Source organism: Lysinibacillus sp. EB271-A1-10B (genome assembly GCF_058791335.1).
Map to the genome: position 1 here is coordinate 1 of NZ_JBYTDL010000011.1, position 12,571 is coordinate 12,571.

The 12,571-nt window shown below is 33.6% G+C and carries 12 protein-coding genes; 6 read left to right on the plus strand and 6 right to left on the minus strand.

Features of this window, described 5'->3' with window-relative positions; genetic code table 11:
* The 3 genes from AC3WSK_RS14915 to AC3WSK_RS14925 form a co-directional block, all read right to left on the minus strand.
* The coding region (locus AC3WSK_RS14915) for a transposase family protein (RefSeq protein WP_492414192.1) at positions 1-498 on the minus strand (498 nt) is incomplete at its 3' end.
* Between the two features lie 425 nt (positions 499-923).
* Complete coding sequence (locus tag AC3WSK_RS14920; protein ID WP_492414193.1) at positions 924-2,567, minus strand: thiamine pyrophosphate-binding protein; 1,644 nt, start codon at positions 2,565-2,567, stop codon at positions 924-926.
* Between the two features lie 36 nt (positions 2,568-2,603).
* Complete coding sequence (locus AC3WSK_RS14925) at positions 2,604-5,381, minus strand: bifunctional diguanylate cyclase/phosphodiesterase (RefSeq protein WP_079563390.1); 2,778 nt, start codon at positions 5,379-5,381, stop codon at positions 2,604-2,606.
* Positions 5,382-5,773: 392 nt separating this feature from the next.
* Between AC3WSK_RS14925 and AC3WSK_RS14930 the strand changes: the two genes are divergently transcribed.
* Entirely contained in the window at positions 5,774-7,648 is a 1,875-nt protein-coding gene (locus AC3WSK_RS14930) for a leucine-rich repeat domain-containing protein (RefSeq protein WP_492414194.1), read from the plus strand.
* Between the two features lie 339 nt (positions 7,649-7,987).
* On the opposite strand, the gene AC3WSK_RS14935 is transcribed toward AC3WSK_RS14930, so the two are convergent.
* Positions 7,988-8,410, minus strand: coding sequence for an exosporium protein C (locus AC3WSK_RS14935; RefSeq protein WP_079563392.1), 423 nt, complete (start codon positions 8,408-8,410; stop codon positions 7,988-7,990).
* Positions 8,411-8,661: 251 nt separating this feature from the next.
* Positions 8,662-8,988 carry a BRCT domain-containing protein gene (locus AC3WSK_RS14940; protein WP_079563393.1) on the minus strand — a complete coding sequence of 109 codons (327 nt, stop codon included), beginning with the start codon at positions 8,986-8,988 and terminating at the stop codon, positions 8,662-8,664.
* 352 nt (positions 8,989-9,340) lie between these two features.
* Between AC3WSK_RS14940 and AC3WSK_RS14945 the strand changes: the two genes are divergently transcribed.
* From AC3WSK_RS14945 to AC3WSK_RS14955, 3 genes are all read left to right on the plus strand, one after another.
* A complete protein-coding gene (locus tag AC3WSK_RS14945; RefSeq protein WP_492414195.1) occupies positions 9,341-9,820 on the plus strand; it encodes an MBL fold metallo-hydrolase in 480 nt (159 codons plus the stop codon).
* A 46-nt stretch (positions 9,821-9,866) separates the two neighbouring features.
* A complete protein-coding gene (locus AC3WSK_RS14950; RefSeq protein WP_492414196.1) occupies positions 9,867-10,088 on the plus strand; it encodes a hypothetical protein in 222 nt (73 codons plus the stop codon).
* A 186-nt stretch (positions 10,089-10,274) separates the two neighbouring features.
* Positions 10,275-10,541 (plus strand): hypothetical protein, encoded by a 267-nt coding sequence (locus AC3WSK_RS14955; protein WP_079563395.1) that lies wholly within the window; start codon positions 10,275-10,277, stop codon positions 10,539-10,541.
* Positions 10,542-10,834: 293 nt separating this feature from the next.
* Here AC3WSK_RS14955 and AC3WSK_RS14960 read toward each other — a convergent pair whose 3' ends face one another.
* Positions 10,835-11,326: a hypothetical protein gene (locus AC3WSK_RS14960; RefSeq protein ID WP_079563396.1), complete on the minus strand. Its 492-nt coding sequence runs from the start codon at positions 11,324-11,326 to the stop codon at positions 10,835-10,837.
* A 251-nt stretch (positions 11,327-11,577) separates the two neighbouring features.
* Between AC3WSK_RS14960 and AC3WSK_RS14965 the strand changes: the two genes are divergently transcribed.
* Together AC3WSK_RS14965 and AC3WSK_RS14970 are read left to right on the plus strand one after the other, a co-directional pair.
* Entirely contained in the window at positions 11,578-11,727 is a 150-nt protein-coding gene (locus tag AC3WSK_RS14965) for a hypothetical protein (RefSeq protein ID WP_492414197.1), read from the plus strand.
* Between the two features lie 229 nt (positions 11,728-11,956).
* Positions 11,957-12,550, plus strand: a complete 594-nt coding sequence (locus AC3WSK_RS14970; RefSeq protein ID WP_427483868.1) for a hypothetical protein — start codon at positions 11,957-11,959, stop codon at positions 12,548-12,550.
* The last annotated feature ends 21 nt before the right edge of the window (positions 12,551-12,571 follow it).

Genomic DNA, 12,571 nt, shown 5'->3' on the forward strand with positions numbered 1-12,571 from the left:
TAGCTGATACGTACCTGCATCTGTATCGCCTTTATACTCATCAATCGCAATCACTTTTGGTAAACGTACACCCTCTACTAATTGTTTATTCGCTACCTTTTTAAAACGGCGAATGACCGTCGTGGTTGATGTGCCTAGTACTTCTGCAGCTTCTTTAAATGTTTTGGCTTTAATAGCACGTATATTTACTACTTGATTCCATTCCTTAGAATACCGTTGATATTTATCTACGAAAGGGGATTTTTCGGAGAAGCGCTTTCCACATTTACAAACATAACGACGACGTTTATAGAAAAGAATAGTTAAACGTTCAAACCACTTTAAATGATTGATCTTTTGTATACGATAATCGTGAACCTTCGAAGTTTCTTTTTTACAAACTGGACATTGATGCGTACATTTAGGCAATTGTACATACAATGCGATTCGATCGCCTACTTCTTCTACTTTCGTAATCTCTACATCTTTTAATCCTGGAATATTCGTGTTAAAATTCATATGCACAGTTCACCTTTCTATTACTTGTTTCTCGACAATTCAAGTATATATAAATCGGTGAATCTGTGCTTTTTTTATGCGTGGAATTGTGCGAATACCCCAAAAAATATTATAGAACCAGTAATTGGAGATAGAAAATCTCTGTAAGAAAAAAAGTCATATAGGGGAATATGATTCCCAATCTATATGACCTTTCATATTTAACTTCTCTCAGCAGAAGTCTGCCACCTCTATAGGTGGTGAGATGAATGCGGATTTAAGCTACTTTTCAGCGGGTATCCAAACACCCGCTGAAATATAGGAACTCAGTCTAAGAACGCCACGTCCTGTGGCGTTTTTACCGAAATGACCGACATCGTGTCAGCCCTAAGCACAAAGCCGATTCCGGACGCAATTATGCCTCGGCATAATTGATTCAAAACCTCTTACTTTCCAAAGGAAGATAAAAATTTAACTCGGTCTCCCATAGGAGGTGTGTTATTATCTGTTAAAACTACTTCCAAGACTGCTGGTCCATTTAAATTCAGTAAGTTATTTATCGTATCTTGGTTAATATCTTCTAGTTCTGTTACTTGGAAATTCGGTATATCCATAGCTGAAGCCAATGCACTAATACTAATTGGATTTTGCTCAAAAGATGGGTGAGTACGCTGGAACTGTAGAGCATGTCCATGGTATACCATTCCTAAGCGAGCATTATTCATAACAATAAACAAGATCGGTAGATTATATTCTTTTGCTGTTAATATTTCCATTCCATGCATGAAAAAGCAACCATCACCTGTGATACATACAACAGGGCGTTCAGGTTCAGCTAACTTTGAGCCAATGGCAGATCCAATTCCACTTCCCATTGCGCCAAAATGGACATTAATATCATAAGTATCATTATCTAAAACCTTCATGTGATGAATGACATAGGACATAAATTCACCAATATCAATTGTATATCTAGTGGAGGATGGTAAATGTTTTTGAATACTTAATAGAACGTTTCTCGTGTTATATTCTTCCATATCTCCAAGGGGCGCATTATTTTCTTTACCCTCAAGAGCAGTCTCTTTTCTTGTAAGCCCTTTAGTTCTTAACTCTTCTATAAGTAATAGTAAACTTAAATTGATATCACCTAGCACAGGTAGATCAATCTCATATTTTCGATTGAACACCGATTGATCATAGTCCATTTGTATAGAAAAACGGTTTTTCGTAAGGTTTATGTTGTAGTTATTTGTAGCTGTTTCTCCTAAACTTGAACCCACGATTAACAATACTTGTCCATCGCCATCAGCTATTAATTCTGAGGCAGCCTCGTGGCCAGCAAAGCCGAAAACGCCAACTAGAAGAGGATGATTTTTTGGAATGTATCCTTTTGCTTGCGGTGTTGTTAGAATCGGCCAATTTAGAATTTCTGCTAACTCTAGTAATTGTTCAACTGAATTTCTTACGCCTTGTCCTACTAAAATGTATCCGTTCTTTCTTTTTATTAGCTCTTCAGCTACATTTTTAATAGTATCCATAGCAGGAACTATTGCTGTTCTTTTTGGTGGAGCTGGTATTTCTATGTCTTGCACTATTTCGTGTTGAACATCTATTGGTATAGCAATATGTACTGGACCAGGCACTCCGGATATAGCGATTTCGGAGGCTTTTACTATTTCTTTCAGTAAATCCTTTGATTCTTTAACTGTTACACTGTATTTAGTAACTGGTTGAAAGATCGGCTGAGCATCTAACTCTTGAGAAGCATTTAAGCCGATTGTGCTAACTGGAACAGCACCGGTTAAAAATAAAACCGGTAAATGCTCGCGCATAGCATTTGCAGCACCTGTTACTAGGTTAGTTCCACCAGGTCCACTACAACCAATACATACGCTCATCTGGTTTGTATATTTTGCGTAAGCTGCGGCCATGTATGAAGCAGCGCCTTCATGTTTTGTTACAATCGGTGTTAAGTCTTTCATATCATACAGTTCATCAAAAAATGCATTGACTGAACCTGCTGGAATACCAAAAATATATTGAACACCGTTACCTTTTAAATATTCTAAGACCGTACGAGCTGCTTTCATTATAAATCTCCCTTTTTTATAATATAGAACGTTAAGTTAATAGAAATATTTTTTCATAATATCTTCAGCCTTCATGGGCTTACTAAATAAATAACCTTGCATTAAATAACAATTTTGTCTCAATAAAAAATCGGCCTGTTCTTTTGTTTCAACCCCTTCAGCAATAACTTCAAGCTTTAAATTTTGAGCGAGGGTAATAATTGTATTTGTAATTGCTGCTGCATCATCCGTTAACATCTCTTGTACAAAGGATTTATCAATTTTTAATGTAGATATCGGCAGATTTTTCAAATAACCTAAAGATGAATATCCGGTACCAAAATCATCTATGGCTAAATTTACCCCAAGTCCCTTTAATTGTATCATTGTTTTTAATGTTAATTCTGTATTTTTAACAATTAGATTTTCTGTAAGTTCTAATTGTAAATACTCAGGTGACAAGTCTGTCTCTTGTAGGACATTTTCTACAATAGAAAATAAATTACTCTGTTCGAATTGATGGACGGATAAATTTACAGACATACTAATTAAAGGACATCCTTGGTTATGCCATTTTTTCAATTGCTTGCAAGCTTCTTTAAGAACCCACTCACCTATAGGGACGATTAAACCGGTTTCTTCAGCAAGTGGAATAAACTTATCTGGTGTAATCATTCCGTGTTCTCGATGATTCCATCTTAATAAAGCTTCAACGCCCTTAATTTTGTTTGTTTTATAGTTTATTTGTGGCTGATAGAAGATAATAAGTTCATCTCGCTCTAATGCTTTATATAAATCATTTTCAAGCTTGATACTTTCAAAAGTTCTCGTATCCATTCCTTCGCTAAAGAAATGGTAGCTAGTACCTGGTGTTTCTTTTGATTTGTACATAGCTGTGTCTGCATTTTTGATTAACGTATCTGTCGTATCCCCATTATCAGGAAACAGGCTTATACCAATACTTGTTTTAATGTAAATTTCATTGTCTATAAGGTTGAAAGGTTTAGAGAAAGAAGCATTAATACAATTAATAACCTTCAAAATGTCATTTTCACATTTAATATTAGGCAAATAAATTGTAAATTCATCCCCTCCTTGCCGTGATACAGTTGCATCTCCTAGGACGCAAGTACTTAAACGTTTGGCAACCTCTTGAAGTAATAGATCACCATAGCTATGTCCAAGCGAATCATTTACTAACTTAAAACGGTCTAAATCCAAATAGAGAACTGCTAATTTTTCTCCGTTCGCTTTTGCATACTTTAGCCCTTGAGTTAGTCTATCTATTAAAAGAATTCTATTCGGTAAATTCGTTAAACTATCAAAATAAGCGTGGTATTTAATCTTTTCTTCTAGTTGCTTTCTTTGAGTTATATCTTTAAATGTGACAACTTCTCCTACAATCTTGTCTCCTTCTTTTATTAAGGAGGTTACATATTCTACTGGAAAGTTGGAGTTGTCTTTTCTAAAAAATACCTTGTAGCTGTTGAAATTAGTGTTTAATAAGGATGAAATAATAATTTTGTCTTCCGTTTCACTACCACTCATAATAATATCGACGGATTTTCCGATTAATTCTCGCTCTGTTTCATAACCTAACATGAGTGCACCTGCTGGATTGCAAAATGTAATGTTTCGATCAAGATCTAATCCAAAGATACCTTCACCTGCAGAGTTGAGAATTAACTCTTTTTCACGGCTAAGCTGCTGTAACTCCGCTACAACTTTTTCAAGCTCTTTATTTTTCACTATTACTTCTGAGGTTCTCTCCTCAATAATGATTTCTTGCTTTTCCATATATATCAGGTTTGATAATGCAGATGCTGTAGTGTCAACAATGGATTGGGCCAACTGTAATTGGGTTTCTGAGTAATAAAATGCTTTTTCTTCAAGATTAACAATAGATATTTGCCCTAAAATTTCACCCATTGAAACTAGAGGAAACATAACTAAACCGTTTATGCCGAAATTACGACAAACTTCATGATTAGGTCTATCATCCTCAAATACATTTGGAATAAGAATGGCTGTTTTGGTTTCAAAAACCTCCTGCATTACAGCATCATTGCTTTGATCAATTTTAAATTTGTTATGTGTCTTTAGCCAATTTTCTTCTGTCCAATCACTTTCCTTACTCAACTTAGCCGGTTTCACTCTTTTTTCTGCTAAAGGATCTAAAAGGTGAATCCCTATATTTTTATTATCTAAAAACTTCTCTAAGTAGAAAAAGCATTTATCAAGGCTTTCTTGTAGTGAGGAGCACATTGATAAGTCACGTGTAACATCAAGCAGCAGCTGCTTTTCGTTAATAAGGCGCTCTTTATAAGTTAAGTTGTTTGCATTTTGAATAGCAACAGCAGCCATATTCACATATGCCTCGACCGTTTGAATTTCTTCGTCTGTTAAGTTCATTGGAATTCCATAATCAAATAAAAAAACAAGGCCAAATAACTCTTGTTCAAAGGAGATGGGAAGCACTAATAAAGATTTAATATGGAACCCCTCAACTGCTCTGGGATCTGGTCGACTATCCTTCGAAGTATCAGGAATATAGATGGTTCTCTTTGTTTCAATTACTTCTTTTGCTAGTAAATCTATTTCGGTATCAATTATATGCATATTCAAAGTCCAGCCATTAATAACTGCTGGTTTTCCTACATATCCTCTGAATGTACCATCTTTTTGTGGTAAATAAATGCCCACAGAATCACATGTGACGATTTCTTCAGAAATTGCTATTGTTACCTGCTCTAATACTTCACGTAAATCTAGCTTCATATTAATCATTTTTGTTATATTAGCCAGCCGAGAATACCTCGTTTGTTCCATAGACATATATATATGAACCCCCAATTTTATCCTTATCTTGTATAAATTTTTATTAAATTATTTCTTAATTCGTATCGAATGTCCCAGTCTTTTCATTTTACAGTAGTAATAAACAGGTAGGTGAAAAAATATAAAAATTAGTAAAAAAATCTTAAGAGTATTTTGTCTTTTTATTAGTAGCCTTTTTATGTAGGACTACAATCATTCTTTAAGCGAAGGTATTCCTTGTATTTCAAGTAGCGAAAGTAAATTTAAATATATCAAACAGTGGTAATTTCTTGGGCGACTTTTTGTTGTAGGTCTAAAGGTGGGAGATAATTAGTATTTAATAGAAATAATGACATTTATTTTTTAGATAACTTAGCTGAATTGAAAATAGAGCTGGGGAGGGACTGCCAGTGGAATTCATTAAATTAAATTGTCCGAATTGTAATGGGAAAATTGAATATAAAGAGGGACAATCATTTAAATGTCCTTTTTGTGAGACCGAAATAATGTTGAAAGAGAATAAAGTTTATTATGTTGATCAGACGATTAATAATTATTATGGTGCAACTTCTGCGAATAAAGCTACACGTCCAAAAATGAATTTAAAAGCTCTTTTAATGGTACCGTTTGTAATCCTTTGTGCATTCCTTGGCTATTTCCTCTTAAGTAGCAATCAAACAGAAAATGGTAACCGTGAGAAAATATCTGTTCGAAAAATGCCTGAAAGCGAAGTTCTTTTACTCTTTTTAAAAGATATTTTTGATAAAGGTGAATCTTTGCCAACTAAAGAAGAAATTGTAAGTATCCGTTATTTGGCAGCATACCATTCTGAAGATCAGTGGCATTTTGATTACAGTCTTGATGATCCATTTACAAATAAGCAAGCCAAAATTTCTAACTATATCATTATGGATAAGCTATTAAATACACAAAAAATCGAACAAAAAGATTTTGAAGCCTTTACTGGTCTGACGGTATTGAATTTGATGGGCGATTATGAAATATCACGAAGTGAAAATGTAAGCTTCCGACATCTGGAAGGTTTAAAAAGCTATACAGGTAGCTTTAATGAATCATTTAGTAAAATTGCTGAATATTTTAGTGATAAGTCTAATATTGTAGAGCTCTCTATCCAAATTCGAAGTAATGATGAACTTGCTTTATTATTAGAGTTTCCCAATCTTCAATCACTTGAAATTTCGTACTACACTGAGACGGTTACAGACTTCCCTCTGCTGAATCAACTGCCATTAAAATCATTGTCCTTAATGTCTGCCAATGATTTGAAGTGGTTGTCTTCATTAGCTGATTTACAGTCGTTAACAATAGATCTAAGTGAAGCGACAGATTTTAGCTCGTTCTATTCACTGAATCAATTACAAGAATTGAAGCTTACAGCGGTACGAAATTTAAAAACGCTTGATTTTATACAAAACATGCCCAACCTGCAATCGCTTGATCTTGAAAATATGGATATTTCAAATGTAGAACGCCTTAGAAATAAGTCTTCATTGACAAAACTGCGTTTAGCTTCTCTTTTTAAATTAGAGTTGCATGATATTGTAAACAGCCTGTCTTCTCTGACCGATTTATCGATAACTGGTTATCATGGTGAAATATCGTCGATTGTAGCACCTCATTTAAAAAAAGCAGAATTAGCAAGTTCTTTGCTCCCCAAGCTAGAGGCACCTGTTTTAAAATATTTGACTGTTGAAATAAGTGGGGCGCAGTCGTATTTGAATGGAGAAGAATTACTAAAATACCCACAGTTAGAACAACTTACAGCAATGGAGGGTGGTGATTTTAAAGGCATCGATTCTTTAAATCGTCTCCCAAATTTGCAAACGATAAATTTAAATGAGACAACTTTTTATGAAGAGACGAGTGAATTATTCAATTTACAGCATGTAAAAAAGTTAAATTGTAATGAGTGTAAGTTTCAAATTGATAGTCAAAATTCGTTTAACAATAAAAACCTGGAGCATTTAAATTTGAATGATGCATCTTTTCAAATAGACAATGGTGACTGGGTGAACGAAGTTGATAAGGTTATGCCTTACTTCGCTGGTTTTTCAGCTCTGCGTTCATTTACTATACAAGATAGTTCATTACAATCATTAAGTTTTATGGAAAAGTGGCAACAAATTGAGGAGCTTCATTTAGAAAATAATGCTATTTCAAATGTAGCGCCTTTAGTGAATTTGCCTAATTTGAAAAAGCTGTATATTTTAGGGAATCAGGTGCGAAATACATCTGTTCTAGACAAAGGAATTTTGATTTATTGAGGAAATGTGCTTCTTTTCAAATAGACTTATAAAATCTCACTTAGTCCAATCAAGAGAAACGTATCATGAATAAATAAGTTTTTACAATTTGCTAAATAACCTCTGTATCTAATAAATTTTATATTAGGGACGTTAAATACAAATAAATAAAATAAGCTGTGTAGAAAGTTAGATTTTTAATAACTACTATACAGCTTATTATTTTTAATCTTTATATAATGTGCTTTAAAACATGCATCTCACTTTATCAATCAACACTCTTAAAAAAAACGATCATGTTATGCCACAGATTTGCGCAGGGCCTAAATATTATCAATGCAAAGTAAGAGCTATTTATCGTTAACTTTTTATCGCTAGACCACTAAAAGAAACGGGTCCTACAATGTTTGCTTGTGTGTTGGGAGTAGAATTCTCAGCGAAAACCTGATAGAAGTTAGCGCCAGCTATTAAATTGGAATCAATAGCTTGGAATGTAAAGACGTAATTTTGTTCTGAACCAGCTGATTCTACCCCGTCTTGAGTATTAAAGATTTCTTTCCCATTACGGAACACTCTAAATACAATTTGAGAAATATCGGTAACTCCTGCTACACCAACGCTTGTAAGTAGCTCGACACGATTATTTCTTGAAGCGGTGCCTGGGATGTTTATTTGAATTGAAGCTAAAAGAACTCTAAATGGAGCCTGTGGAATTGGAAAAGCAGTTTCTAGGTTAAACGTACTTAGAGGCTCCACTGCTTGGTAATCAAGGATTTGCACCATTTTATCACCTCCTTTTGCTAGGATACTATAAGATATGTTTTATAGTAGAGCTTGCTTGTGTAGTAAACTATGCCGTACTATTTTTAAACTCTGTTTAGTTAACTGTTCAAATTTTTCTGGAATTGTAAGCCTTCAAATTAAAATCATTTGGAATTATTACGGGTTTGAGGTAATAAAAAAGGTGAAAGGTATGTAGTTGTTTTTCATACCTTTTTAGATGGGATTTAAAAAAGGTGTTTGAATTTAGGTAGCTATTCTTCTTGCATTGAAATGAGCCAAATAAAATCATCCTCAATAATTATTTGAATGTCTAAGCCGAGGCTCATTAACTTCTCAGCTTTTAATTGTTTTGTACTTATACCACGACGTTTGTTCCCAAGAATAAGGAAATCTGTATCCTGTGTAACCGCGCCTTGCATAATTCCTCCACAAGCTCGTATTCTTTTTGCAGCTTCTGAACGTGTCATAGTGGAAAGGGCCCCAGTAAAGACAATTTGTTTATGATGAAATGGATGCTTTAAACATTCTGATGGGTTAGAAAGTAAGATGACTTCTGTGTTGTCCTTATCGTTGTTCATGTTGACTCTCCTTGATTGAAATAACGTTCCTACCTAATATATAGGTGACATTGATTTGATTCTACATTTAAACTAGTTATGGGAAATCGTATCATAAGTAAGGGATAAAAAATAATGTGATCCATTAATTATGAATATTTGTATCTATAGAAAAAGCTAAGAGTATGTGAAATTTAAATTGATTTCGCATACTTTTTTTCCTAAAGAAGGATTTTATAAATAGTGACCGAACTAAGGAATAGAGCGGGTAAATTATAACTAACTCATTATCAAAAGAAAATAAGGGGAAAAGGGTGGTTCGGTGATTCAATTCAAAAAAAATAATATTACAGTTTTTTAAAGTGTATTATATATGACTACCTCGGCAATCATTCAAACGAATGAAGCAGTAATTATGACAGATCCTAATTGGCTACCTACTGAAATTGAAGACATTAAGAGTTTTATAAACGAGATTAGAGGTGATAAACAACTATATATTGTTTATACACATAGCGATTTTGATCATATTATTGGGTCTGGGGCATTCCCAGAAGCTAAGATAATTGCTTCAAAACAATTTGATGAAAATCCTAACAAAGAAGACATCATGCAAAAAATTAAACAATTTGACCAAGGGTATTATTTGAATAGAAGTTATTCACCTCAATATCCAAATGTAGATATTGTCGTTTCAGAGGACGGGCAAAAAGTAGAATTCGATTCTTTTACCATGACATTTTATCAAGCACCTGGTCATACGAATGATGGTTTATTTACAGTTATTGAGCCTTATGGTCTGTTTCTTTCTGGCGATTATTTGTCAGATATTGAGTTTCCATTTATTTTATAGTAACTATAAAGACTATGTAAATACGGTTAATAAAGCTGAAAATATTTTGCTTAATCATGAAATAACGACCCACGTACCTGGACATGGTACGACAACGCAAAATCAACAGGAAATTCAAAAAAGGATAAACAGCTCGAAGTATTACTTAGAGCAGCTTCCTCATGATAATGGAGAGTTAGAAAGATATTTAAGTGAAGAATATTCATTTTTTGAAGGGATGAGAGGCATCCATACTGACAATAAGAAAATGGCTGAAGAAATTTTGTAGAGGAAGCATTCATTAGTGCTTCTTTTTTTCGTTTTTGAGATGGGGAAATTTTATTTTGCATGCAAATATTAAAGCCAAAGTTTAGATTGCATAGATATTCGCACTTTGTCCGTACATATTTTCTGCACATTTTACAATACTATATCTAGATTATTTATTTAAATGGCAGGAAGGGGAGAGGTAGAATTGGCTAAGCACTCAGATATGAGTTGGAAAAAGGATCACCCAAGCACTTTGTTTGGGAACTCCGTCCAAAAGGCGGAGCGTTTGTTGAAGCATGTAAAGTCACACCCAGAGGAAATAGCGATTGAGCATGCTTTCAATCAAATCGAACATGCAGAAAATGCATTTATGAATGCAAAGGAATATGGTGAGCATTTGGATACAGTCCAACAAAATAAAGAGTACTTAGAGCAGATCAAGCAGCAATTACACGAAATGCAAGACAAATAGTGACAGAAGAAATAATAATAATTTTTAAGCGGCTTAAGTCCAATAATTGAAAGGACTAAGCCGCTTTATTTTATTCATTTTGTTTGCTTTCAGTAATCCTCAGTTAATCGTTCTTTCTGCGAAATTTTGCGAAAGACGGGTGACTGAGCACCTTTTCCTGGGAAATAATCTTTGTATATTTTTAATATTCAGTTTAATTTTGTGTAATTACTAAAGTCGGAATGATATTTACGTATGTCATGAATGTTAGATTAGGTAGGGACGCACATCAACTATATGTTCATAATCTTAAATTAACACCAAACGATTATTTTATACGGTGTGGTTTGTGCAGGGATACTTCTTGTAGTAGGGCCATAAATCACAATTAAGTTCCGATTGGCTAGGCTTTTTGAAAAAGGTTGCCCATTTTTGAGTAAGATAAGTGTATAAGCAGAAACATTTAGTTGTAATTGACCATCACTACTAACTAATTGGTTATTAAAAAAGTCGACTTTGACATTTTGATTGTTATTTTCCTTTACAACAACAAGTGCTCGATATTGAGGCGGATATATTAAAGGGACAGGCGCATTCCCATCATAATATCCAGTAACCCGATCGCCGGGGTTCACAATTTCTTGATTCACAAAGTAAGTGGAAGGTGAGACGACAAAATTGACGATGCCCTGAGTACTATCTTCTACCGTCATCAGTTTATAACAGCCTTCCTTTTCACCATTTTGCCCAATAGGGAAATCATCAATCTGAGTAACGACACCACGAAATGATTTAAAGTTTACCATTGCAATTCCTTTCTTTATAAAATTTTAAGCAATTATTGGTGAGACAAAAGCTTTCGTTATTTATTGTTTACCCGAAGGAGCTAAATTGAATTCATGACTAAAAGAAAATCAACAGCATTATTTTTAATTTATGTAACATATCCAATTTGGGTGACAGAGAATGATTGTAAGGATAGGTTTATATAATACATGAATCAATATATACTTAATTGGCAAACTATAAACGCTATTTTTAAGAGGAGGGGAGCCTATTGAAGTGGATTTCTAAAAACAAGAAACTCCTTTTAATATGCATCATTATTATTATGTTTATTGCTGGTATACTCGATATCAAATATGAAGGATTATTCTTTCAACTATTACCTGAATCTGTTCAAAACTATTTAGCTACTATTTTCTAAGTAGAATTTTATTTGCTAGGATATAGAGACTGGCTAAAAAACTCGTCTATTCATATTTGGAATTGGATTTTTATCCAATTCCTTTATTTAATGTCTTTTAGCGGGTATTTGGACACCCGTTGAAAGAAATTAAAGTACAAAGCCGATTCCGGACGCAATCATGCCGAGGCATAATTGATTCTCAAGCAAAATTTGCGAACAGAAGAATTAAAGGAGTTGAAGTAAGAGCGTGAATAGTAAAGAGGATATTCAAAAACAGTTTTATAAAATATATAAAGGACAGAATAGTATCTCAGAATTTGAAGAATGGCTTTACAAAACACAAGAAATTGAAAGTGTTTATAACAATGATTTTTACTTCAAGTTACTTGATTTGGATTATAGAAAAAAGCATATTAAAGTTGAATTAGTGAAGATAATAGAAATGGAAATTCCACATGGGAAGTTTGAACAGACACGAATTATTTCTCTTTTGAAAAACATCATATTTGATAAGGATGATCCAATAGAGATATTGGAGCAATTATATGATGATTATTGCAACGGGTATTCATTTCTTCGTTTTTTAGGACTTACGTATATAACAGGGATTGATGCACTACCTAAATTAAAGCAAAGGGATAAATGGGATGAAAATGAATTTAATAGTAAGAGAGAAATATTAAACAATCTCAAACCAAAACTAATAAAAGAAGCAGAGCGTTTGTTGTCATTCTTTCAAGAAGAGTTACTAATAATTGCTGAAGAAAATGTTTATCTTGATTATCGAAAAGAAGAAGAAAAGATAGAACTTCATAATGTTGAAAGGATGTTTAAAGAATAAGTCATTAAAGGGTTAAGTGGT